The 25,789-nt window shown below is 39.3% G+C and carries 14 protein-coding genes and 10 pseudogenes; 21 read left to right on the top strand and 3 right to left on the bottom strand.

Going from position 1 to position 25,789, the window contains the following annotated elements:
* The first annotated feature begins 123 nt into the window (after positions 1–123).
* From mreB to MAQA_RS08690, 6 genes and pseudogenes are all read left to right on the top strand, one after another.
* Positions 124–1,121, top strand: a pseudogene (gene mreB / locus MAQA_RS16415) (rod shape-determining protein MreB).
* Between the two features lie 25 nt (positions 1,122–1,146).
* A complete protein-coding gene (fabZ, locus tag MAQA_RS08710) occupies positions 1,147–1,578 on the top strand; it encodes a 3-hydroxyacyl-ACP dehydratase FabZ (RefSeq protein ID WP_036073174.1) in 432 nt (143 codons plus the stop codon).
* A gap of 243 nt (positions 1,579–1,821) precedes the next feature.
* Positions 1,822–2,229 carry a single-stranded DNA-binding protein gene (locus tag MAQA_RS08705; RefSeq protein WP_036073173.1) on the top strand — a complete coding sequence of 136 codons (408 nt, stop codon included), beginning with the start codon at positions 1,822–1,824 and terminating at the stop codon, positions 2,227–2,229.
* Between the two features lie 95 nt (positions 2,230–2,324).
* A pseudogene (locus MAQA_RS08700) lies at positions 2,325–3,076 on the top strand (WecB/TagA/CpsF family glycosyltransferase).
* Positions 3,073–4,188: an o-succinylbenzoate synthase gene (gene menC, locus MAQA_RS08695; protein ID WP_036073171.1), complete on the top strand. Its 1,116-nt coding sequence runs from the start codon at positions 3,073–3,075 to the stop codon at positions 4,186–4,188. Before MAQA_RS08700 ends, menC begins: the two are co-directional and overlap by 4 nt.
* A 20-nt stretch (positions 4,189–4,208) precedes the next feature.
* Positions 4,209–5,259 (top strand): annotated as a pseudogene (locus MAQA_RS08690) (glycosyltransferase family 4 protein).
* A gap of 47 nt (positions 5,260–5,306) precedes the next feature.
* On the opposite strand, the pseudogene MAQA_RS08685 reads toward MAQA_RS08690, so the two are convergent.
* The 3 genes and pseudogenes from MAQA_RS08685 to MAQA_RS08675 form a co-directional block, all read right to left on the bottom strand.
* Positions 5,307–6,363: pseudogene (locus MAQA_RS08685) on the bottom strand (LCP family protein).
* Positions 6,364–6,581: 218 nt separating this feature from the next.
* A complete protein-coding gene (locus MAQA_RS08680; RefSeq protein WP_036073170.1) occupies positions 6,582–7,133 on the bottom strand; it encodes a GNAT family N-acetyltransferase in 552 nt (183 codons plus the stop codon).
* A pseudogene (locus MAQA_RS08675) lies at positions 7,130–7,770 on the bottom strand (YigZ family protein). Before MAQA_RS08675 ends, MAQA_RS08680 begins: the two are co-directional and overlap by 4 nt.
* A 350-nt stretch (positions 7,771–8,120) precedes the next feature.
* Here MAQA_RS08675 and MAQA_RS08670 point away from each other — a divergent pair.
* From MAQA_RS08670 to MAQA_RS08600, 15 genes and pseudogenes are all read left to right on the top strand, one after another.
* A complete protein-coding gene (locus tag MAQA_RS08670; protein WP_036073168.1) occupies positions 8,121–8,807 on the top strand; it encodes a response regulator transcription factor in 687 nt (228 codons plus the stop codon).
* 22 nt (positions 8,808–8,829) lie between these two features.
* A pseudogene (locus MAQA_RS08665) lies at positions 8,830–9,682 on the top strand (DegV family protein).
* A 163-nt stretch (positions 9,683–9,845) separates the two neighbouring features.
* Positions 9,846–11,160 (top strand): annotated as a pseudogene (locus MAQA_RS08660) (ATP-dependent helicase ComFA).
* A complete protein-coding gene (locus MAQA_RS08655; protein ID WP_036073165.1) occupies positions 11,153–11,629 on the top strand; it encodes a hypothetical protein in 477 nt (158 codons plus the stop codon). Before MAQA_RS08660 ends, MAQA_RS08655 begins: the two are co-directional and overlap by 8 nt.
* A 185-nt stretch (positions 11,630–11,814) precedes the next feature.
* Positions 11,815–12,369, top strand: a complete 555-nt coding sequence (hpf, locus tag MAQA_RS08650) for a ribosome hibernation-promoting factor, HPF/YfiA family (RefSeq protein ID WP_036073163.1) — start codon at positions 11,815–11,817, stop codon at positions 12,367–12,369.
* A gap of 265 nt (positions 12,370–12,634) precedes the next feature.
* Positions 12,635–15,149 (top strand): annotated as a pseudogene (gene secA, locus MAQA_RS08645) (preprotein translocase subunit SecA).
* Positions 15,150–15,263: 114 nt separating this feature from the next.
* A pseudogene (gene prfB / locus MAQA_RS08640) lies at positions 15,264–16,366 on the top strand (peptide chain release factor 2).
* Between the two features lie 14 nt (positions 16,367–16,380).
* A complete protein-coding gene (locus MAQA_RS08635) occupies positions 16,381–17,232 on the top strand; it encodes a YitT family protein (protein WP_036073161.1) in 852 nt (283 codons plus the stop codon).
* A gap of 484 nt (positions 17,233–17,716) precedes the next feature.
* Positions 17,717–18,403, top strand: a complete 687-nt coding sequence (gene ftsE / locus MAQA_RS08630; protein ID WP_036073158.1) for a cell division ATP-binding protein FtsE — start codon at positions 17,717–17,719, stop codon at positions 18,401–18,403.
* Positions 18,393–19,277, top strand: a complete 885-nt coding sequence (ftsX, locus tag MAQA_RS08625; protein WP_036073156.1) for a permease-like cell division protein FtsX — start codon at positions 18,393–18,395, stop codon at positions 19,275–19,277. Before ftsE ends, ftsX begins: the two co-directional genes overlap by 11 nt.
* A 132-nt stretch (positions 19,278–19,409) precedes the next feature.
* On the top strand, positions 19,410–20,654 hold the full coding sequence (locus tag MAQA_RS08620) for an NlpC/P60 family protein (protein ID WP_052008546.1): 1,245 nt from the start codon (positions 19,410–19,412) through the stop codon (positions 20,652–20,654).
* Between the two features lie 150 nt (positions 20,655–20,804).
* A pseudogene (locus tag MAQA_RS16610) lies at positions 20,805–22,146 on the top strand (murein hydrolase activator EnvC family protein).
* Positions 22,147–22,270: 124 nt separating this feature from the next.
* Positions 22,271–23,719: a cardiolipin synthase gene (gene cls, locus MAQA_RS08610; RefSeq protein WP_036073152.1), complete on the top strand. Its 1,449-nt coding sequence runs from the start codon at positions 22,271–22,273 to the stop codon at positions 23,717–23,719.
* 34 nt (positions 23,720–23,753) lie between these two features.
* The gene (locus MAQA_RS08605; protein ID WP_036073149.1) at positions 23,754–24,929 is read left to right on the top strand and encodes a PDZ domain-containing protein; all 1,176 of its coding nucleotides are present in this window, start codon (positions 23,754–23,756) and stop codon (positions 24,927–24,929) included.
* 142 nt (positions 24,930–25,071) lie between these two features.
* Positions 25,072–25,788: a response regulator transcription factor gene (locus MAQA_RS08600; protein WP_036073289.1), complete on the top strand. Its 717-nt coding sequence runs from the start codon at positions 25,072–25,074 to the stop codon at positions 25,786–25,788.
* Position 25,789 lies beyond the last annotated feature (1 nt).

Genomic DNA, 25,789 nt, shown 5'->3' with positions numbered 1-25,789 from the left:
AAGGCCTCTTTTTTTTTGTGGCTAAATTAAGTCAAGAAAAGCATTTCAGCGAGATATAAATTGTGCTATAATTCAAAATGAGATGTGAAGAAAGTTCGAATCACCGAAGAAAGGGGAATAATTTTGGCAAAAGACGTAGGAATTGACTTAGGAACAGCAAATGTATTAATTCATGTAAAAGGACAGGGAATTGTCGTAAATGAACCCTCAGTTGTTGCAATTAATAATAAAACAGGACGTGTGCTAGCCGTTGGTGAAGAAGCATACAATATGGTCGGAAGAACTCCAGGAGATATAACAGCAATTCGGCCAATGAAAGATGGGGTTATTGCTGATTTTGATATGGTTCAAGAAATGCTTCATTTTTTCTTACAGAAATTGAACTTGAGAACATTTTTTTTCGCGACCTCGAGTATTGATTTGTTGCCCAACAAATATTACTTCTGTGGAGCAAAAAGCAATTCGCGAAGTAGCTGAGAAAAGTGGAGGAAAACAAATTTTTTTTAGAAGAAGAACCAAAAGTTGCTGCTATTGGTGCTGGGATGGAAATTTTTGAGCCAAGTGGTAATATGGTGATCGATATTGGAGGTGGAACGGCAGATATTGCTGTTTTATCCATGGGCGAAATTGTAACTAGCCAATCTGTTAAAGTTGCTGGTACACAGTGGGATCAAGATATTTTACAATACATAAAGAGAAAGTATAAACTCCTAATTGGGGAGCGCACAGCTGAAACATTGAAAATGACGATTGGGACCGCTGTTACGGGGTTTAGAGCGGAAACAATGGAAATTCGTGGACGTGATTTAGTAAGTGGACTACCTAAAACGATCACAATCTCTAGTGACGAAATTGAAGAAGCGCTTCATGAGTCATTAGAAAGCATTGTACATTCAGCTCGACAAGTATTGGAAAAAACACCTCCTGAACTTTCAGCTGATATCATTGACCGGGGAATTATTATGACTGGTGGTGGTTCGCTTCTTCATGGACTTACAGATTTGATGGCTGAGCAGTTGAAGGTACCCGTGCTAATCACTGAACGCCCGCTTGATGTGGTGGCTTTAGGGACTGGTGTTTTACTAGAGTCGCTTGGAAACAAAAAACGAAGCTGGCTTTAATTTCTAAATGAAGTGAGGGATAGATTTGTTAGATATCAAACAAATTAAAGAGCTATTGCCGCATAGATATCCATTTTTATTGGTTGATCGAGTAATTGAACTAGAGGAAGGGAAGCGTGTTGTGGCTATTAAAAATGTGACTGCTAATGAACCGTTTTTTAATGGGCACTTTCCAGAATATCCAGTTATGCCAGGAGTTTTGGTTGTAGAAGCGCTGGCACAGGCATGTGGATTAGCAGTGGTTCAAGATCCGGCAAATCAAGGGAAAATTGGACTTTTTGCAGGGATTGATAAATGTCGGTTTAAAAGACAAGTAGTTCCAGGAGATCAACTTCGTCTAGAAGCTGAAATTACAAGATTTAGAGCTTCGATTGCAAAAGCAAACGTAAAAGCAAGTGTTGATGGTGAAACGGTTTGTGAAGCAGAGATAATGGTTGCTTTAAGTGAAGCTGAATAGAATGTCAAAACTCGATTCAATACTGGATCGGGTTTTTGTATAGTACCATGCTCTTATAACTTGTTCAATATAGTAAAAAAAAGTTTTTGGACCAGTCTATGAATAGAAAAAACAAATTTTATTCAGGTGAAAATAATTTTTTGACGAGGGATAAGTCTGCTGAAAAGAAATTTTCACCTTTTTACAAAGGAATAAATTATAGCTAAACTAGCATCTAAAACTAAGAAAGAGGTGCTAGAAATTATGATTAATCAAGTAACTTTAGTTGGAAGGCTCACCAAAGATCCTGAATTACAATTTACTGCTGATGATAAGACGGTACTAAACTTTACACTAGCGTTAAATCGCTTTGGGAAAGCTAAACGACACGAACAAGATGCAGACTTTATCCCTTGTGTTGCTTGGGGAAAACGAGCTGAAGAAATGTCTCATTACTGTGATAAAGGAACGCTTATAGGAGTTGTGGGAGAACTGCAAACAAGAAGTTATCTTAATAAAGAAGAAAAACGTGTATTTGTAGTAGAAGTTCTGGTGAGGAAAATCCGCTATCTGAGCTCAAATAGAGGGAATTTAAAAGAAAAAGAATCCAGCATGCAAGGAAATAGTGAGGATGAGGCGAATGAAACGAATGAAACTACAAATGATTTATGATGATCTGCTTTTCTAATGGTTTTTATTGAACTTGGAATAGGAAGCTGATTACTTTTATGATAAACTGGATATATAGATTTTTTTAGGAGTTAATTATGGAAAAGAAAACAGTGGAAATCCTAGGAGTTCCGTTTTATCGTACTACACAGCAGCAATTTATTGATGAGTTGCTCCAAAAAGCGGAAAATCAGGAAAAAAAATTTGTAGTAACAGCAAACCCTGAAATCGTGATGAGTGCGAAAAAAAAATCCTCAATTTAAAGAAACGATTTTGCAAGCGGATTATATTACTGCTGATGGCATTGGGATTATATTAGCTGCAGAAAAATTTGGGCTTCCGCTGAATGAGCGTGTGACGGGATTTGACACGATGGTTGGAATTTTGGAACATGCCGCTCAGAAAAAATTTAAAAATCTTTTTTCTCGGAGCTAAGCCGGAAGTCAGCCAAGCTCTCCAATTAGTACTGAAAGAAAATTATCCGCAACTTCAAGTTGCAGGATGCAGGCATGGCTACTTTTCTGACGGAGAAAGTGAACTGATTGTTCAAGAGATTCAGAAATGCGAACCGGACTTTATATTTGTTGCATTAGGCTCACCTGCTCAAGAAAATTGGATTGTTTCACATTACCGGTCTTTCTCAAAAGGAATATTTATGGGAGTTGGTGGTTCATTTGATATCTTATCAGGGACAGCGAAGCGTGCACCAAAGATCATGATCAAGATGCGTCTTGAATGGTTATATCGAATCGCAACGAATCCAACAAGGTGGCGTAGGTTTTTAGCACTCCCACAATTTCTACATGTGGTTAATCGAGAAAGAAAAAGGAAAGAAAGTGTAAATAAATGAAGCTAAATAAAGCTTATTTATACAAAGTGCATTTACCACTTGTGAGCCCGTTTCGAACTAGCTACGGGATATTGCATCAAAAGAGTTTTTACTTGATTGGACTAGAGGACGAGTTAGGAAATATTGGTTACGGGGAACTTGAAGCTTTCCCGTTGCCTGATTATACAGAAGAGACACTTGAGGGGGCTAAGCAGGTAGTTACAGATTTCCTGCTAGAGGAACTTAGTGGGAAAGAAATTGAACAGCCGGAACAAGTTAGCCAAATATTCGCTTGGATTAGAGGGAATGAGATGGCTAAGGCTTCCGTCGAATCTGCTTGTTACGATTTATTTGCTAAAAGGCAAAAAACAAGCTTAGCTCATTTTATAGGGGCAAAGAAAAAGGAAATTTCTGTAGGTGTCAGTATCGGAATTCAGAAAAATAAACGATCACTTGTGGAGAAAGTTCGTTCTTATGTTTCAGCAGGGTATGGCAGAGTAAAAGTTAAAATTCAACCAGGTGCAGATTTTTCTTATCTTAAAGCGGTTCGTGATGAATTTCCTGAATTACCACTTTTAGCGGATGCTAATTCTGCTTATAAAGAAGAGGATTTAAACGATCTTTTGAGGTTGGATCAATTAAATATCACGATGATTGAGCAGCCTTTTGGTGTGCGGGACTTGTGGCTTCATGCTGAGTTACAAAAAAGATTAGAAAGAATGGCTGTTTGTCTAGATGAAAACATACGAAGCTTAGAAGATGTTAAACAAGCGTTTACGTTTGGAAGCTGTCGGGCGATTAATTTGAAAATGGCTAGAGTTGGGGGCCTGCAAGAAGCTCTTCAGATTGCGGAATTTTGCAAGCAGAGAAAAATAATCGTTTGGTGTGGTGGAATGCTTGAAGCTGGAGTTGGTAGAGCGTATAATGTTGCACTTGCTGCACGAAACGAATTTCAGTTTCCAGGTGATATTTCTGCAACTGATCGATATTTTGAACAGGATATAATTAAACAGAATTTTGAACTGATAAATGGAAAAATTCATGTGCCGGAAGGAATGGGAATCGGTGTTGAAATTGATGAACAAGCGTTAAGTCGTTTTGCAGAGTCATTTGAAACCATTTTGCTAGATTAAAGATCGGAGCTGAAATCAGTTTGTATATTTGGATCATTTTGGCGTTTGGGCTTGGAGTTCTTCTTATTCCTATCGTTCGAAGATTTGCGAATGCTATAGGTGCCGTGGACGCCCCTCGTGAGAGACACAATCATAAACGGATTACACCAACGCTTGGTGGATTAGCCATATTTATTAGCTTTTCTGTAGCCTTTTTTTTTGGCTCCAATTGACCGAACGGGCTTTATTCCCGTGTATATTGGAGCTTTGATTGTGGTTGCGACAGGGGTAGTCGATGACATTATCGAACTGTCGCCTAAAATTAAACTGATTGGACAAATTGTAGCGGCGCTTTGTGTGACGGTTTGGGGACATGTGACTATTGAATTTATTAATGTTCCGTTTTATGGGCAGCTTGATTTTGGTTTGTTGTCCATTCCGTTATCCATTATTTGGATTATTGCTATTATCAATGCTGTGAATTTGATTGATGGTCTGGATGGATTAGCTGGCGGCGTGTCAATTATTGCACTTACAACGATTGCTGGTATGGCACTGCTTTTGAAGGATGCTTTTGTTGCTCCTGTGGCCATTCTTTTGGTGGCTTCTGTTTTTGCTTTTTTAATCTTTAACTTTCCGCCAGCCTCTATTTTCATGGGGGACACAGGATCGCTATTTCTTGGGTATATGATCGCAATCCTCTCGCTGATGGGCTTTAAGAATGTTACGTTTATATCGTTGCTTGTTCCGCTTATTATCCTTGGAGTCCCAGTGTCAGATACATTTTTTGCGATCGTTCGCCGTTTGAAAAAGAAAATGCCGATTTCTTCAGCTGATCGTTCTCATATTCATCATCGTTTGATGGCGCTTGGGTTCACTGAAAGGCAAACTGTGCTGTTAATTTATAGTATGGCATTATTGTTTTCCTTAACAGCTTTTGTATTCTCTGTTTCAACTGCTTGGGGATCCATCATATTGCTTCTTTTGATGATTATCTGTGTTGAGGTGATTGTTGAATTTATTGGGCTTGTGGGAGAAGATTATCGTCCGATTTTGAATGTTTTACAGAAGATTCATCGAAAACGAAAATAGAGCGATCTAAAAAGCGAGTCAACCTTCGAAGGTTGACTCGCTTTTTTTTATTCAGAATCTGCGGTTGATGAAGATTTAGAATCCTCATACGGTAAGGCATTTGGAAAGGGCTTCGAGATATTCAGCTCGGAAGCGAATTTGTTTGCCACGCTTTCAACTGAATTTTCATCAAGTTGATAGTAATAGACTCCGTTTTGTGGAGCATCACTCCCTTTTAAGCTGAGTGATTTCATTTTAATATCATTGGTCATTGAAAATTTAGCAATTGAGATCATCTGATTGAAAGATAAGTTTGTTTTCATATTATCTCCAACGGCATCAATAATACTGGAGTACTTATTGATAGAAGTAATTTTAGTCGCTTCATTAACAATGGCTTTAATGATAAGTTGTTGTCTTTTACCACGTTCAATATCATTATCAATATGTCTGGTTCGTGCAAGAGCTAGAGCTTCTTCTGCATCGAGTCGTTGTTTCCCTTTTTTCAAGCTGATAGCATCTGCTTCGTCTTTAGAATTTTGCTCTGTAAAGGAAACAGGGACATCAACGTCAATCCCATCTAGCGCGTTTACAATTTTTAAGAACGCATCAAAATCGAAACGAACGTAATAATCAATAGGGATTTGGAATTTTTCTTCCACGGTTTTCATGGTTAGTTCTGGACCACCATAAGCATGAGCGGCATTGATCTTCGTATAAGTATCTATATTTTTTTTTCGGGTAATCAATATGAACGTATGAATCTCGTGGGATGCTTGTCATTTCGACACGAGCGTCTTTCACGTTGAATGTGGCTAAAATCAATGAGTCACTACGTGGTCTCCCGTCAGACGAGCGTTTTTCACTCGTATCTACACCGATAACTAAAACAGAAAAACTATCTTTAATGGGTTCAATATCCTTGGTTCTAAGCGTTGAAGCTTGGCCGTTTCGTACGTCGTCAAAAGAGTTATCAGCCGCAAGCTTTGTTTTGCTGAAAAGATAGGTTCCATAACCCACTCCTACAAGAATTAAAAGTAAAAACGGAATTAAAATCCAGTAAAGAATTCTGCGGCGGCGTTTATATTTGGACGCTCGATTTCGTCCATTAAAGCCATTTTCCATATAATATTTTCTCCTTAATTGTCGTTTTCGATTTGCTAACAACAAACACAACAAGGTCAATTGTATCATTTTACACGGAACTTTTTGTTACGTGAAAATTACGATTTCTTTAATTTTGTAAGGGAATCATCATCAGGTAATACAATAGCCATCTTTTTATTATACTCGAAACTTATTAAAAAGAAATAAAAAACTGGCAACCTTTCAAAATTGTAACCCTAAAACGTGGAAGCTTTTTTGAAACTGTGCTCGAAAATCAGTACCTTACTTAGTTGTTTGTTGTCTTGATCCCATTCATGTGCTTCGCCAGATATTTCAAAACCAAGTTTTTTCAGCAGAATAGTAGAAGCTGTGTTTTCAGGAATTACTTTAGCATAAACACCAGAAAGATGGAGTTTGTCTTGTAGAAAAGGTAAAAAATCACGAAGAAGCTCGGTCATGATTCCTTTACGCCAATACTTTTGTGCGAGTTCATAACCAATTTCAGCAGTATTATTGGTCACATTGACTTCATTAATTCCAAAAGATCCAATCACTTGTTCTTGGCTAAAGATTGTATATCGAATGGCGTCAGGCTCAGCTGTGATCGCTTTAATCATTTCTTCAGCCTGATAAACGGAAGAAAATTTTTCGATATTCATAAATTCAGCGACCGCGCTGTCCGACCAAATCTGAAAAAGCGGAAGGGCGTCTTGAAGTGTCGTTTTTTTGAGTACAAATCGACTAGTTGTTAGCTCGTCAGGCAAAGCGCTTAAAAAATGAGCGTTCATTGTGATACATCCCTTTCATAGTATTTTTTTTTCGCCAAGTGTGCAGTGAACCTGACCATTTGAAACTTCTGTCATCCATGCGAGAAAGGAATCAATGTTGTCTTCATCGACAAACACAGAAAGAGTTACAATGTCAGTGAATTGTTTATCTGCAATGCTGTAATTTTTTTGAGCAAGTGCGTTTTCGAATTTCCCAAGTTGACTGTAACTGATAGTAAATGAGACCAGTGTAGCTAAAATTCGTTCCACAATGCCGATTTCGTGACAAGCTTCACTTACAGCACTTCCATAAGCACGAATTAGTCCCCCAGCTCCGAGTTTTGTACCACCAAAATAACGTGTGACAAGAACCACGATGTTTTGCAAATTCTTCTTTTTTTAAAACTTCAAGCATCGGGATTCCAGCTGTGCCAATTGGTTCGCCGTCGTCGCTTGCCTTTTGAAATTCTGAACGGTCGCCAATTAAATAGGCTGAACAATTATGAGTAGCGTTCCAGTATTCCTTTTTTATTTTAGCAATAAAGCTCTGGGCTTCTTCTTCTGAGTAAGCACGAGCAATTGTGCAGATGAACCGTGATTTTTGAACGATAATTTCATGCTGACCCTCTTCGCGGATTGTTAAATAATGATCTAGCATAGTAGCCTCCTCAGTTGAAAAGCTAAGTTATGCTTCTATTTTAGCGGAAATTACTGGGGATGTATATATAAGATTTTTTAAAGACACTTCCGTTCTAAGTGAAGTAGGAGCAAATTCATGTTATAATGAAAATTACTATTACTTTAGATAGATAAAAAAACATCTCTATTCTTTTATATAGGCAAAATGAATTATATTTTTTCGCTTATTTGGTTTAATTTTAAAAGAACAGGTAATAGTTTGGGGAAGAGTAAAAAAGGTATGAAATTGCCGAATAAAGGGACGGCAAATTGCTACTTTGAAAATACAAAAAATCAAGAAGGAAACTTATACGAGGAGGAATCGTTAGTATGACTCTCAAAATTATGATTGTTGATGATCATCAACTATTCCGTGAAGGAATTAAGCGAATTTTAGAACTTGAAGATTCATTTGATGTAGTAGCTGAAGCAGAAAATGGAAAAAATATTGTTGCAAAAGTTAGGGAGTACAAACCTGATATTGTTTTGATGGATATCAATATGCCTACTGTAAATGGTTTGGATGCAACGGAAATGTTAGTCCGTCAATTCCCAAGCATTAAAGTGGTTATCTTAACGATTCATGATTCAGACGAATATGTGACAGAAGCACTTCGTTCCGGTGCAGTTGGGTTCTTATTGAAAGAAATGGACGCAAAAGAACTCGTTGGTGCAATCAAGATTGTTGATGAGGGGGGAGCTTACATTCATCCGAAAGCGGCGATTAAGTTGATTCGCGAATATCGTCATCTTGCAAGCACGAATACTGCACAAGGAGCTTATGGTTACCAACAGCCAGAGGTGAAAATGCCGTTACACATTTTAACTCATAGAGAGTGTGAAGTGTTGCAACTCTTAACAGATGGAAAAAGCAATCGTGGAATCGGAGAAACTTTATTTATTAGTGAAAAAACAGTAAAGAATCATGTTAGTAGCATTTTACAAAAAATGAAAGTAAACGACCGAACTCAGGCAGTTGTAACAGCGATTAAGAACGGTTGGGTGTATATTCGCTAAGGGGTGTAGGGAAAATAAAATGATTGAAGAAAAAATTGCAGTTGTTGTAGATAGTACGGCTTATTTGCCGCAGGAGGCCATCAGCAAGTATAAAATTCGCGTGGTTCCGCTCTCGGTCATTATTGATGGAAAGTCTTATAAAGAAGAAGTGGATCTTTCGACAGATGATTTTTATAAAAAAATCAAAGAAAGTAAAGATTTTCCAACTTCTTCGCAACCAGCACCTGGAGATTTTGTTCAAATATTTGAAGAGCTCAAGCAAGAAGGGTTTGATACAGTCGTTTCCGTTCATTTAACAAGCGGAATCAGTGGAACATTTCAAAATGCTGTTTCTGCAGGAGAAATGGTAGAGGGTTTGAACGTTTTTGCTGTGGATTCTGGGCTTGCTTGTATGGCTCAAGGATCACTTGCTTTAAAAGCAGCGATGCTTGTAGAAGAGGGAAAGAATGTCGATGAAATAGTAGCATACTTAGAAAAAATGAAGCAAAATATGGATGCTTATTTTGTGGTGGATGATTTAAATAACTTGCAGCGTGGCGGGCGACTAACAGGTGCGCAAGCGATGATTGGAAGTTTGCTTCAAATTAAACCGATTCTCCATTTTGAAGATAAACATATCGTTCTTTTCGAAAAAGTTCGCACGCAAAAAAAAAGCTCTAAAGCGAATTGAAGAAATCCTTGAACAAGCCGTGCAAAACGGTGAGGCGGAGCAAGCTTATGTGATTCATGGCAACGTTCCGGCAAGAGGGCAAGCGTGGCTAGACGAATTAAAAGCGAAGTTTCCTGCAGTTGAGTTCCACCTTAGCTATTTTGGACCAGTTATCGGTACCCATCTTGGAGAAGGTGCATTAGGGCTAACTTGGTCGATTAAATAAAAAAGCATAAAATAGTGGATTACCTAAATAAAACGTGATTTTCGGACTCGAAAATCACGTTTTTCTTATGGGGATTTTCCTAGTTTTCGAATCGCAAAACAGTATTTTTGCTTCTGCAAAAAAATATAAAATCAGGTATAACTAAATCAGACGAGGTGAAGAAATGTATCCGGGAATTTTATATTTAGATGGTGAACAAAGTACATGTCCGGACAGGATGCAAAGTAGGCAAGCGATTGCGGGGGATGAGAAAAAGCTATTTTGCTTTCGCTGTGGGAACAACATCCCCCATTTATTCGCAAAAACTTTCAGTGGGATTCTTTATTGCCGGAATTGTCTTATGATGAAACGAGTGGAGAAGTCGGCGTGTCTCCATTATTTAGAAGCTAAGGAAGATGATCGGATTTTCTTTACTCGACCTCTAAAATGGGCGGGAAAGCTTTCGGTGGCGCAACGAAAGGGGTCGGATGCTGTAGTTTCGGCAGTTGAGCGGCTAGAGCCCTTACTTCTTTGGGCGGTAGCAGGTTCTGGGAAAACGGAGATGACATTTCGAGGTCTTGAAGTGGCTTTTGAGCACGGAATGCGGGTTTGTTTTGCTTCGCCGCGCGTGGATGTCTGTATCGAGCTATTGCCAAGGTTTCAAGAAGTTTTTCCAGATGTGCCGCTTGTTTGCTTATACGGAGATTCAGAGGGGAGGTTTCAAGGTGAGCAATTTGTGATTGCAACGACGCACCAATTGATCCGCTTTTATCACTATTTTGATGTGATTTTTATTGATGAAGTGGATGCTTTTCCTTATGCAAAAGATCCTTTTTTAGAATATGCTGTTCGAAAAGCAAAGACGGAAAATGGGACAGAGATTTATATCACTGCAACACCAGAGAAGGCCTGGCAAGATGAGTGTATGAAAGGAATCAGGCAACATGTGAAGATTCCGGCGCGTTATCACGGGCATAAATTGCCAGTTCCAGAGGCTGTTTGGATTGGGGACTGGGCAAAGCGACTGAAGAAAAAACAAATTTGTAAAAAAGTGCTCAACTGGATTCAGAAGCAGCGACAAAATGATAAGCCTATCTTGCTGTTTTTCCCGAAAATTGAAGTTATGTATGAAGTGAAAGAGGTACTTGAACAAGCCGGTTATTTGAAGATAGAAACTGTGCATTCGGCTGATAAGGAACGGAAAGAAAAGGTGGAACGATTTCGAGCGCGCGAAACATCGATTTTGCTTTCTACGACTATTTTAGAGCGTGGGGTGACTTTTACGGATGTTCAAGTGGCTGTTTTTGGGAGTGAAGGAGTTGTTTTTACAGAAGCTGCTCTTGTCCAAATTGCCGGGCGTGCTGGAAGAAAAGCTACACATCCAACAGGCGAAGTCACTTTTTTTTCATTATGGTCAAACACGGGAAATGAAACGCGCTATTAGGCATATCAAAATGATGAATGAGCTTGGGTTGAAAGAAGGATTGCTAAGTGAATAACTGTTTATTGTGTGGAAATCAAATCCGAATTCCGATTCATTTTACAAACCTTTTTGGTGCTACAACAGAGTCATGGCTTTGCACATTATGCAGGTCAGGTTTTTTGAGCGTGGAAGGCGAGCGAAATGAGCGAAGAGAGGCGATTTTTAAATGGAATGAGCAAGCGGAGAACTTTGTGGATCGCTATCTTAAAATGCAGGATGATGAACTTGCGAAATGTTTTTGCGCAGAAGTTCGCAAGAAAGTGCGCCCGAAATTAGATTACTTAGCCTTAACTGACGCTACCAAACAGATTTTGATAGCTGCATCAGTTCCGTATGTAACGCTTGATGAGCTTTCAAAGCAAACAAAAATCGGTGTGTTTTTGATGCAAGTAACGGAAGAAACAAAGCTTAGCAGACTGGAGCGTGTTAGTAGTAAAATAGTTCATGTTTTATCACTTTTTGAAGAAGAGGCGAATGATGAATAAATTAGGTTTGTTTCTTAAGTATTGTGGAAAAAGAAGGAAAAGAATTAAAAAAACAAAATTGTAAGGAAATCTCGCCCCAAAAACCGTGTAAATGTTTGCCAAAAAAGGGCGTATTCCCTTAGACTAGAGATAAGGAGATAAACTCCTTATTAAAGATTTTGTTTTATCCCAAAGGAGGAATTACAATGCTTAAGTACAACATTCGTGGTGAAAATATTGAAGTAACCGATGCAATTCGAAGTTATATCGAGAAAAAGATTGATAAATTAGAAAGGTATTTTACTGAAACACCTGATGCTAATGTGCATGTTAATCTTAAAGTGTATTCGGATAAAAATGCGAAAGTTGAAATTACAATTCCCCTTCCGAATTTGGTGCTTCGTGCTGAAGAAACAAGCGGTGATCTATATGCAAGTATAGATTTGATTGCTGATAAGCTAGAGCGACAAATTCGTAAACACAAAACAAAAGTAAACCGGAAATTCCGTGATAAAGGAGCTGTTCAAGATTTCTTTGCTTCGGCTGATACAGGTGCTGAACCAGGAGAAGAAGTGGATAGCGATCTAGAAATCGTACGAACAAAACAATTTGATCTTAAACCAATGGACAGTGAAGAAGCAGTTCTACAAATGAACATGCTTGGACATGACTTTTATGTTTATACAGATGCGGAATCGAATGAAACCAATATTGTTTACCGTCGTAAAGATGGAAAATATGGTTTGATTGAAACAAATTAAGTGAACGGACAAAGCGCCTTGCCACATCGAGCAAGGCGCTTTTTTTTGAAAAATTTCACATGAAATACGAGAATTCACACAAAATACATATTTATATGGCGAATTAAATGGTATAATGGTGGGTGACTTATCGAAAAATAAACTTCCTATTATCATTTTTTCGGAATAAGTGATAAAATTAAGTAGTGTACCTTATTTGATTGATAATATCCGGAATTCATATAGAATAGCGAGTTTTAGTTAAATTTAGTAGAGGAGAATTAGTATGGCAGGATTATTAAAAAAGATGTTTGAATCCGGCAAAAAGGATATCAAATATCTTGAAAAAAAAAGCAGATCAAATTGAAGCTCTTGCAGATGAAACTGCGCAACTTTCGGATGATGGTTTGCGTGAAAAGACAGCTGAGTTTAAAGAGCGTGTTCAAAACGGCGAAACGCTAGATGATATTTTAGTTGAGGCGTTTGCTGTAGCAAGAGAGGGTGCTAAACGTGCTTTAGGACTCTATCCTTTCCGTGTGCAATTAATGGGGGGCGTTGTTCTCCATGAAGGGAATATCGCGGAAATGAAAACTGGGGAAGGTAAAACTCTTACGGCTACTCTTCCTGTTTATTTAAATGCTCTTTCTGGTGAAGGTGTTCACGTTGTAACTGTCAATGAATACTTGGCGCAACGGGATGCTGAAGAGATGGGTGTGCTTTATGAGTTTCTTGGACTTAGAGTAGGTCTCAATTTAAATGAGCTTTCTAGTGAAGAGAAACGTGAACAATATGCGTGTGATATTACTTATAGCACGAACAATGAGCTCGGGTTTGACTATTTGCGTGACAACATGGTTGTTTATAAAGAACAAATGGTTCAGCGCCCACTTTCATTTGCTATCATCGATGAAGTTGACTCGATTTTAGTTGATGAAGCACGGACACCGTTAATTATTTCTGGCGAAGCTGAGAAATCCAATCTTTTGTATGTGCGTGCCAATACATTTGTTACGACACTTACGGAAGAAAAAGACTATACAGTCGATATTAAAACAAAATCTGTCAACCTAACTGAAGAAGGTATGGCACGTGGAGAAAAATATTTCGATGTGGACAATCTTTATGATTTGGAAAACACGGTATTACTTCACCACATTGCGCAAGCTCTAAAAGCTAATTATACAATGGCTCGCGACGTGGATTATGTTGTTCAAGAAGATGAAGTGCTAATTGTCGATCAGTTCACGGGTCGGATTATGAAAGGTCGTCGCTTTAGCGAGGGGCTTCACCAAGCGCTTGAAGCGAAAGAAAATGTGACGATTCAAAATGAATCGAAAACCATGGCGACGATTACGTTCCAAAACTACTTCCGGATGTATAAGAAATTAGCTGGGATGACTGGTACGGCGAAAACGGAAGAAGAGGAATTCCGCGATATTTATAATATGCGTGTTATTGAAATTCCGACAAACCGTCCGATCGTTCGGGATGACCGTCCTGATTTGATTTATACAACGATTGATGCAAAATTTGATGCTGTTGCAAATGATATTGCAGAACGACATGCGAAGGGGCAACCAGTTCTTGTTGGTACTGTGGCGATTGAAACGTCAGAACTCATTTCAAGTAAATTGAAGCGCAAGGGCATTCCGCATGATGTTTTGAATGCGAAACAGCATGAGCGTGAAGCCAATATTATTGAAACTGCCGGAAAACATGGCGCTGTTACGATTGCAACCAATATGGCTGGTCGTGGTACGGATATTAAATTAGATAGTGAAGCACTCGATGCAGGTGGTCTTGCTGTTATTGGTACAGAGCGTCATGAATCACGTCGGATTGATAATCAGCTGCGTGGTCGTTCTGGTCGTCAAGGAGATCCAGGCGTAACGCAATTTTATCTTTCGATGGAAGACGAATTGATGCGCCGCTTTGGCTCGGATAATATGAAGAGCATGATGGAACGCTTTGGCATGAGCGAAGAAGCGATTCAAAGTAAGATGGTCAGTCGTGCTGTTGAGTCTGCGCAAAAACGGGTTGAAGGAAATAACTTTGATTCGCGGAAACAAGTCTTACAGTATGATGATGTTCTTCGCCAACAACGTGAAGTGATTTATAAACAACGTTATGATGTTATTACAGCTGAAAATGGCTTGCGTGAAATTATTGAGCCAATGATTAAACGGACGCTCAATTTCATCGTTTCGGCAAATGCCTCTTCTCATGATCCAGAGGAAAGCTGGAACTTGCAAGCGATCGTTGATTATCTTGATGCAAACTTGCTTCCTGAGGGAACTGTAACAGTCGAAGATTTACAAGGCTTAGATTCAGAAGGCATTGAAGACTTCGTTTACGAAAAAATTACGGAAGTTTACGATGAAAAAGAAAATCTTCTTCCGGAAGAGGACTTCAATGAGTTCCAAAAAGTGGTCTTGCTTCGTGTTGTAGATACGAAATGGGTTGACCATATTGATGCAATGGATCATTTGCGTGATGGGATCCACTTACGTGCTTATGGTCAAATTGATCCGCTTCGTGAATATCAATCAGAAGGCTTTGAGATGTTTGAAACAATGGTTTCTTCCATCGATGAAGAAGTTGCGAAATATATCATGAAGGCTGAAATTAGACAAAACCTTGAACGTGAGCAAGTTGCGAAAGGTGAAGCAGTCGATCCTGCTGAAGGGAAACCAGAAGCGAAGAAAAGACCGATTGTGAAAGATAACCATATCGGTAGAAATGACCTTTGTCCTTGTGGCAGCGGTAAAAAATACAAAAACTGTCACGGAAAAGAAGCTTAAATCTCGGGGCGCCACTTTTGGCGCCTTTTCTTGTGGAAAAAGCGATAGATTTCTCTAGAAAATTTCGTTATACTAGGAATAGCTTTTGAATAAATCGAAAAAGGTGGAAAAACAATGGAATTAGCAGAAATTCGGAATATGCTGGAAAAAACGGCCAGCCAAATAAAAGATTTTAGGGGGTCTCTTTGACTTAGAAAGCATGGAGGCGCGTATTGCTGAATTGGAGGATCAAATGCTTGATCCAAACTTTTGGAATGATCAGCAAGCAGCACAAAAAGTGATTAATGAATCAAACGGGCTGAAAGATACTTTCAATGCTTTTCACAAGCTGGAAGAAGAACAAGAAAATCTTGAAGTGAGCTTGGAATTGTTGCGTGAGGAAAATGATGCGGATTTGCAAGCGGAACTGGAAGAGGAGCTAGGCAGTTTTGTGAAAGAGCTAGATGATTTTGAACTAAAATTAATGTTGAGCGATCCATATGATGCGAATAATGCGATTATAGAATTGCATCCTGGTGCTGGTGGTACGGAATCACAAGATTGGGGTTCCATGTTGCTACGGATGTATCAACGCTTTGCTGAGAAAAAAAGGGTTTAAAGTGGAAACGCTGGATTATCAGGCGGGCGATGAAGCAGGAATAAAAAGTGTTACGCTTCTTATTAAGGGACATAACGCTTATGGGTATTTTAAGGCTGAAAAAGGAGTGCACAGATTGGTGCGGATTTCTCCTTTTGATTCTTCAGGAAGACGTCATACTTCCTTTGTTTCAATTGATGTGATGCCAGAGATGGATAATGATATTGAAATCGATGTTCGACTGGAAGATCTGAAAATTGATACTTACCGGGCGACGGGGGCTGGTGGACAGCATATTAATACAACGGATTCCGCGGTCAGGATGACGCATATTCCGACGGGGATTGTTGTAACTTGTCAATCAGAACGTTCGCAACTGAAAAACCGGGAACAAGCGATGAAGATGCTCAAGGCGAAGCTTTATCAAAAAGAACAGGAAGAAAAAGAAGCTGAACTTGCTGAAATTCGTGGTGAGCAGAAGGAAATTGGCTGGGGTAGTCAAATTCGTTCTTATGTCTTCCATCCTTATTCGATGGTGAAAGATCACCGCACGAACGTTGAAACGGGAAATATTCAAGCTGTTATGGACGGCGATTTAGACGAATTTATTAACGCTTATTTACGTTCACGTATCAACTGATTCGGAGGGAAACTATGGGGAAAAACTTTCATTCATCCTTTGCACGTCGATCGCGCGATTATTTATTTGTCATTTTAGGAGCCGCTATTATTGCGCTTGCCTTTAATGTCCTGCTTTTGCCTAACCATATTGCATCTGGTGGTGTAAGTGGTATTAGTACAATCCTTCACTATTTAACGGGGTGGACGCCGGCGTTTATTCAGTGGGCTTTAAATATTCCGCTGTTTATTGCGGGGATCATTTTTCTTGGCTATCAGTTTGGCTTGAAAACGTTTGTTGGAACAATGGCTGTTCCGCTGTTTGTTTATTTATCTCAAGGGTTAGATCCGTGGACCAAGGAACCATTGATTGGTGCGCTATTTGGTGGTGTTTTAGTTGGGATCGGTCTTGGAATTGTGTTTCGGGGAAAAGCATCCACTGGAGGAACAGATGTGATCGCACAAATTTTGCATAAATACACACATCAATCGCTGGGGATTTGTGTAGCATTGATCGATGGAACGGTTGTTGTGCTTGCCATGATCGCATTCGACATCGAATCAGGTTTATTTGCTTTGATTGGCTTATTTGCTACGAGTAAGACGATTGATTTGGTTCAAGTGGGTTTGGATCAATCAAAAACGGTGCTTATTATTTCGGAGCACCAGGAGGCAATCCGTGAAGCCGTTTTGTTTCAAATTGGGCGAGGTATCACACGTCTTGAGGCAAAAGGTGGTTACACGGATGATGAAAAACAAATTCTTTTGTGTGTGATCCAACAACGAGGTTTCCAAAAATTGAAAGAAGTGATCAAGGAAATGGATCCAGATGCCTTTGTTGTTGTAATGAGCGCAAGCGAGGTAATGGGAGAAGGTTTTAGCCGTTAATAAAAAGCAATCGTTCTAAAGGAGCGATTGCTTTTTTTATATAACAGTTTGATGACAAAAAATAATGTGACAGACTACACAGGTATGAACTGAAGGGATAATTGGTATATGCCTTTGCTTGAAAACTGTAAAGATTTTTAATATCACTGTAATGTTATTTTACCTAGAAAAACGATACAATAGGTTCATCGGGAAATTTGAAGTTTAGTAAATTGCATTTCCTGAAAGAAAAATGTTGAAGTTGAATTTATGTAAAACGAAAAAGTGAACATCTATTTTGCAACTGTGTATTACAACAAGACACAGATTGTCATGTGCTGAAATATAACTGTAATGCAATTAACCTAAAGTTGAAAAACTAGAATGTTATAATGTACTCTGTTGTGACAGAAAAATCGTCACGTAAGTAACAGTTTTATATCGAAGGTTATCATTGCATTACCTTTAAACCGAAGCTATTAAGAAAGGCAAGTAAGGTGATTAAATGATAGTTATGGAAGACGTTTATAAGAAGTACCCGAACGGCATTACTGCTGCTAATGGTCTGAATGTTAACATTGATCAAGGGGAATTCGTCTATGTTGTTGGTCCAAGTGGAGCTGGTAAATCCACTTTCATTAAAATGATCTACCGAGAGGAAAGAGCAACTAAAGGAAACATACAAGTCGATCGGTTTGATCTTATCAACATGAAAAACAAGGAAGTTCCTTACTTGAGACGAGATGTTGGCGTCGTTTTCCAAGATTTTAAGTTGCTTCAAAGTAAAACTGTTTATGAAAATATCGCTTATGCGATGGAAGTCGTGGAAAAAGATCCAGCTGAAATTAAAGATCGTGTCATGGAAGTTCTTGATTTGGTTAATCTAAAACACAAGGTCAGAATGATGCCCGACGAACTCTCGGGAGGAGAACAACAGCGGATTTCGATTGCAAGATCAATCGCAAATACGCCAAAAGTTCTGATTGCCGACGAACCAACCGGAAATCTCGATCCAGATACTTCATGGGAAATCATGAATATCCTTGAGGAAATCAACAAAAACGGGACAACGATTGTAATGGCGACTCACAATAAAGAAATTGTGAATACGCTAAAACATCGAGTTATTGCTATCGAAAATGGTAGAATTGCCCGTGATGAAGAGCAAGGAGAATATGGATATGAAATTTAGAACAGTTGGACGGCATATTAAAGAGAGTTTTAGGAGTCTTTATCGAAATGGGTGGATGACTTTCGCGGCAGCAAGTGCTGTAACAGTTACATTGATTCTTGTGAGTGTATTCTTCTCTATTTTAATCAACATGAACAAACTTGCTTCTGATGTTGAAAATGACGTACAAATCAATGTACATATTTCGCTTGGAGCCAATCAAAAACAAGAAGATGAACTAAAAGCGGAAATCGAAAAAGTGAGCGGCGTTGCAGATGTGACGTTCTCCTCGAAAGATCAGCAGCTTAAAAAACTTGTTGGGGCTTACGGAAAAAACTTCGAACTGTTTAAACAGGATAACCCGCTCCACGATGTGTTTGTTGTTCAGGCTAAAGAGCCAGAACAAACCAAGAAAGTGGCAACTAAAATTGAAAAACTAAAACATGTAGATGACGCTGAATACGGCGAGAAAACGGTAGACAATTTATTTAATACATTGAAATGGGCAAGATATGCTGGTGTAGTTCTAAGTATTGGATTACTTCTTACAGCAATGTTCCTCATCTCAAATACCATTAAGATTGCTATCTTCTCACGTCGCAGGGAAATCGAAATTATGAAACTGGTCGGAGCGACTAACTGGTTTATCCGCTGGCCTTTCATTCTAGAAGGTGCTTGGCTTGGATTAATCGGTTCGATCATTCCAGTTATCTTAACTTTTGTAGGTTATATTAACACTTACAATCTGGTGAATCCGAAATTGGCGACAACGTCACTTTCACTCTTATCACCAACACCATTTGCTTATGAATTAAGTGCACTCATCATCTTGATAGGCGTTCTAATTGGTATTTGGGGAAGTGCTATCTCAATTAGAAGATTCTTGAAAGTGTAAAAAGGTGTACAGAAGTATATACCCGAATTAGTCAAAAATAATCTAAAAAATAAAAGGAAAGCTAGGGAGCTTTTTAGGAGGTAAATTCTTTGAAAAAAAAATGCGTTTATTGCAGTCTCACTTGCAGCAGTTATGAGTTTAACACCCGCTTTTACGACAGATGTTTTCGCGGACGTAAATAAGGATATCCAATCGCAAGACAAAAAAATTAGTGATTTAAAATCCAAGAAAGGCGATTTACAATCGGAACTATCAAAACTAGTTTCTGATATGGATTCTGCTCAAAAGAAAGCGAAAGATTTGCAAGCAGACTTTGACAAAACAGGAAAAGAACTTAAACAGTTAAACAAAGAAATCCAAGAAATCAATGAACGTATTAAAGAACGTGAAGAAGTTTTGAAAGAACGCGCACGCGCTATGCAAAAAACTTCAAATTCAAATGCTTACCTTGATGTTATTCTAGGGGCTGACAATTTCTCTGATTTAGTAAGTCGTGTTTCAGCTGTTAACGAACTTGTTAACTCTGATAAATCGATCTTAGATGATCAACAAAGTGATGAAGCTGCACTTAAATCGAAACAAACTGCAGTGAAGAAAACACAAGACAAACAACGTCAAGCTATTGCAGACTTCGAAGCTCAACAAAATAAAATTGAAGCTCAAAAAGCTGAAAAAGAAGCGGTTGTTGCTAAACTTGCACTTGAACAAGCAGGTGCTGAAAAAGCAAAATCTAATCTTGTAAGCGAACGTGATAAACAAGCAGCAGCAGCGGCTGAACGTGCTCGTGCTTTAGCAGCAGCGGCTGAACCAACTGCTGGAGAAACTGTTAAATCAACAAATGATACTAGTAGCGCGTCATCATCAAGTTCAAACCGTACTGCATCTGCTGCAAGCAATGTTTCTTCTAGCAGTAATAGCGGCGGTGGCAAAGCTTCTTCTGCAGGAAGTAGCTCAAGCTCTTCTTCAAACAGTGGATCATCTGTTGGAAGCAACACGCCAGCTCCAAGTGGTAGCGGCTACTCTGCAATGATCGCAGCAGCTCGTGCACAACTTGGTAAACCTTATTCTCTAGGGGCTTCTGGTCCAAGCGCTTTTGACTGCTCAGGATTTACTTCTTATGCATTCAGAGCTGCTGGAATTAGCCTTCCAAGAACTTCCGGTGGGCAATATGCTTCTGCAACTAAAGTAAGTGCAAGCCAAGCAAAACCTGGTGACTTAGTATTCTTTAACTATGGTGGCGGAATTGCACACGTTGGGATCTATGTTGGCGGAGGTCAAATGATCAACGCGCAAAACGACGGTGTTAAGTATGATAATATCTCGAGCGGATACTGGGCTCGTTATCTTGTAGGCTATGGTCGTGTAGCAAACTTCTAAAGAATGGAAAACAAAAATTTGAAAATCAAAGAAGTACCTTTATCTCAACTTGATGAAGGTACTTTTTTTATAAAAAAACGGAAATACGGTAGTGGAAGTAGTAAAAAATGAAGTGGGGTAAAGAAGTAAGAATGAAAAAAAAATAAAAGAATTGGCTTTGCTGCAACAGTTGCTGCTGCAGTATTAATTTTACAGCCGGTGAATGTATTCGCGTCAAATATTTCTGACATGGAAAAGCAAAAGCAAGGAATTACCGAACAACGGTCATCGGTTGAAAAAGGGATTGAAACTAAACAATCCGAATTAAACCAAATTGAATCAGATACGGCTTCAGTCAAAGCTACACTAGAGCGTGTTTCCAAGGAAATTAATGAAACAAATGCGAAATTGAAGCAACAAGTTGAGAAAGTTAACTCGGAGCAAAAACAAATTCAAAAGCTTAAACAAGAAATTGCAGTACTCAAAGAGGAAATTAAACAACGTCAAAAAGTGCTTGAGAAGCGTGCTCGTGCTATTCAAACAAGCGGAAGTGGGAAAAGCTATCTCACTATTTTGATGCAAGCGGAAGACTTTAGTGATTTCATTGATCGTGCGAATCTTGTGCAAGTGATCGTGAAATCAGACCAAGAAATTATGGAAAAACAAAAAAGCGATCAAAAATTATTGAATGATAAACAGACGGCGTCTGAAAAAAAAGTTGGCTGAATTAAATAAGATGAAAGACCAAATTATGCTGACGAAAAACAACTTGGAAAGTCAAAAAGCAGAACAAAATGATTTGATCAGCACGCTTGCTGCTAAGAAAAACAAAACGGCGCAGGAAACGGCGCTTCTTGAATCACAAAAGAGTAAACTTTCTAGCCAAGAACAAACGCTTCTTTCTAACATTTCAGCTGCTTATGCAGAGGAACAACGCAAGAAAGAAGAAGCAGCAAAACGAGCAATGGAAGAAAAACGGAGACAAGCGGCAGCGAATTCTGCAGCGTCAACAAGGGCTGTTTCGCCAAGTCCAAGCAAGTCTGCTCCTGCTACAAGCTCCGCGGTCGCACAAGCACCATCTACAGGTGGCTCATCTAGTTCAGCTAGCGGCATGTTCATCAAACCTGCTCAAGGAATTCTAACTTCTGGCTTTAGTGATCGGACAAACCCAGTAACAGGACAACATGAATCTCATAAGGGCCAAGATATTGCAGCTGGGGGTACGGTTCAAGTTGTGGCAGCAGCATCTGGGCGCGTAGTGTTTGCGGGATATGGAGCACCAGGTAGTGGCTACGGCGGTTACGGGTATGTCGTTGAAATTGACCATGGAAATGGCTATCAAACATTATACGGGCATATGCGTGCTGGGAGCTTAAATGTAGTCGCTGGTCAAAATGTCATGCAAGGACAGGCGATTGGAATTATGGGCTCAACAGGTCAATCCACAGGGCAGCATTTACACTTTGAGATCCATAAAAATGGTGTACCTGTAGATCCGACACCATATTTATAAAAAATTTTGAAAGCATCTCTCTTTTCTTGGAGTAGGAAAGAGGGATGTTTTTTTTTAGGAAAATAGGCGAAAACTTATTTTTATGATATGATGTTCTAGAGTAAGTGAAAAAGGAGAGTGCTAAGTGGGAATTTTGACAGCTATTTTAGTCATCTTGTTAGTGCTAAATGTGTTTTTCGCGGCCGTTACAGTCTTTTTAGAACGAAGAGACACGTCTGCTACTTGGGCTTGGCTTCTTGTTTTAACTTTTGTTCCTATTTTAGGATTCATTATTTATTTGATTTTTGGGAGAAAACTTTCTAAGAAAAAGATTTTTGACTGGAAAGGACAAGAAAAAATTGGGATTAAAGAATCGACTGCAAATCAAATTGAGTTGATTCGACAAAATGAATTTCCGTTTAGTGATCCAAATGTGCAGCATTATCGGGATCTGGTTTATCTTTTACTGGTTAACGACGGGGCAATTTTAACACAAGATAATGAAGTAGAAGTATATGTGGATGGACACGAAAAGTTTGAAGCACTCATGAAGGATATTGAAGCAGCGACAGATCATATACATATCATTTATTATATTTTCCACTCGGATGAGCTAGGGAAAAAAATGATTCACTTGCTTGAAAAGAAAGCTAAAGAAGGCGTTAACGTCAAGGTGATCTATGATGCAATGGGATCGAGAACTACCAAGAAATCTTTTTTTCGAGAACTGGAGAAAAGCGGAGGGATTGTGAGGCCGTTTTTCCCGTCTAAGCTCCCCTTGATCAATTTTAGGCTCAACTACCGAAATCACAGAAAGTTAGCGATCATTGATGGCAAGGTTGGTTATATCGGTGGGTTTAATATTGGGGATGAATACCTTGGGCTTTCGAAGAAATTCGGATATTGGCGCGACACGCATCTACGAGTACATGGAAAAGCCGTATATGCGATGCAAACGCGCTATATTATGGATTGGAATTCGGCGGCGCCAAATCATAAGATTGATTATAAGGCGCGTTATTTCCCGACTTTTCATGGGAAAGGGCAAACTTCGATGCAAATTGTGTCAAGTGGGCCAGATTCAGAATGGCAACAAATTAAGAATGGCTATATTAAGATGATTAATTCGGCGAAACGGTCGATTTATTTGCAATCACCGTATTTTATCCCAGATGCAAGTTTGTTTGAGGCGCTTAAGATTGCCTCGCTTTCAGGGATCGATGTTCGGATCATGATTCCAAATAAACCGGATCATCCGTTTGTTTACCGGGCAACGACCAGCTACGCGGGGGAACTTATGGAAACTGGTGCCAAATTTTTTATTTATGATAATGGGTTTATTCATGCGAAAATGCTCGTTATTGATGGGGAAATTGCTTCGGTTGGGACGGCGAATATGGATTTTCGGAGTTTTCGTTTGAATTTTGAAGTGAATGCATTTATCTATGAAAAAGCGCTTGCGGCAAAGCTTGAAGATATTTTCTTGGAGGATATTTTGAAGTCGTATCAGCTGACGCCTGAACTTTATAGTGAACGTTCACTTTGGATTAAGTTTAAAGAAGCAGTAAGCCGGTTGCTTGCACCCATATTATAAGAAAGAATCGGTTTTTTAGGGGGCTTTTGTTGAGATGAATGTCATAGAGATTATTTTAAAAGGAATACTGAGTTTATTGCTCCAGCCGGTTTTTTACTTATCTATTTTGTTTGCAATACTAGCTGGTTATAACCGAGTGAAATGGGAGCGACGTTCGTTTAGCGTTCGGATTTATTCGCCATTTCTCGAATTGAAAAATTTCTTTTCGCTCGGGATTGGCATTGCGATTGTTCTTTCCATCGTTTCTTTTTTCATCGGATTCGGTGTTATGGAAGTATGGATCGTCATTTTTAACGTTGTAACTATTTTAGTACTGATCGTAGCAATGTTTAGGCTCAGCTCGACGGCAATCACGATCGGGATTTCGAGTTTAGTTTTTTATTTCTGCTATTATTATGATATCCAGTTTGGACCATTTCAAGACAGCTTACTATCATATGATGCGCTTTATATTGATAACTTCATGATTGCGATGACGTTCCTGCTTGCGATTTTATTGTTTGTTGAAGCCTGGTTAATTCATTATACCAGTGCAAAGTCGCCGTCACCTTCACTTAGGAAAAGCGGTCGCGGTAAGCTTGTCGGCGGGTTCCAGCTTAGAAAGTTTTGGTTTATTCCTTTAATTGCTTTTGTTCCTGGAACTGAAATTACGCATTTATTTGATTTTTGGCCCGTGTTTAATATCGGCTCCGAGTCTTATACGCTCGTGTTGTTGCCGCTTGTCATTGGCTTTCAGCAAAAAACACGCTCTGAGTTGCCGGAAGATTTAAGCCGAAAAATTGCGATGCAAGTTACGACGCTTGCGGTGATTGTTGCTGCTATTGGGTTGATTAGTATCGTCTCGCCGGTCATGACTTTGTTTGCGTTTGTACTTGCGATTATTTCCAGATTTTGGATTTCGTGGCGTTTTTACCGGATAGACAAAAATGCGCCGCTACGCTATAAACCTGAGCCAGATGGAATTGTGATTTTAGGTGCGCGCGAAAATACGCCATCGTCGCGGATGCACTTAGTTGCTGGTGAGAAAATCACAGAAGTGAACAGTGTACCCGTGAAAAACCGGACGGAGCTTTATGAAGCGTTAAATAAAAACCGAGCTTTTTGCAAGTTGAAAGTGGTGGGGTTAAATGGAGAGCCTCGTTTTGAACAGACCGCTCTTTATGAGAATGACTCATTTGAACTGGGCTTGCTACTAGTCGAACCAAGATGATATTTACAAGTCCGCTTCATAGAGCGGACTTGTTTTTTGTTTAAGTTTTTGTAAAAAAACCGTGGATTGCTATCCGGTAACGTTAAATCCATGCTATATTTATGTTAATAAATAGAGGAAGTTGGAAGAGAGGGAAGGCATTGTGACAAAAATTTTAGTTGTGGATGACGAATCATCCATTGTTACGCTTCTAGAATTCAATATTAAAAAAGCTGGTTACGAGGTGATCACGGCTTTTGATGGTGCAGAAGGTTATGACCTCGCTATCTCGGAACGGCCAGATTTAATTGTGCTTGATTTGATGTTGCCTAAAATGGATGGGATTGAGGTGACGAAAAAATTACGACAAAGTAAAGTGGATGTGCCAATTTTGATGCTTACAGCAAAAGATGAGGAATTAGATAAAATTATTGGCCTCGAACTCGGTGCAGATGATTATTTAACAAAACCCTTTAGCCCGCGCGAAGTTGTAGCTCGAATCAAAGCGATATTGAGACGCGCTGCGAAGGGAGACAAGTTTAGTGAAGAGGCATCAGGAAGCGGAGAGGAAAACAAACTCATCATCGGTGAACTAGAAATTCTTCCAGAAAGTTATCAAGCTTTTTTGCGCGGTGAGGCGCTTGAACTTACGCCGAAAGAGTTTGAATTGCTGCTTTATCTGGCGAAGCATCGCGGGAAAGTGTTCTCACGTGACCAGTTGCTCGATGCGGTTTGGAACTATGATTATATTGGAGAGACGCGAATCGTCGATGTTCATGTGAGTCATTTGCGCGATAAAATCGAGACGGATACGAAACAGCCGCAATATATCAAAACGGTGCGCGGGTTTGGCTATAAAATGGAAAGCGTAAAGGAATAGA

Origin of the sequence: Listeria aquatica FSL S10-1188 (genome assembly GCF_000525795.1) — a bacterium.
GTDB classification, from domain to species: domain Bacteria; phylum Bacillota; class Bacilli; order Lactobacillales; family Listeriaceae; genus Listeria; species Listeria aquatica.
The sequence above is the reverse complement of the archived record's forward strand: the minus strand, read 5'-3'. Positions and strand labels throughout refer to the sequence as shown.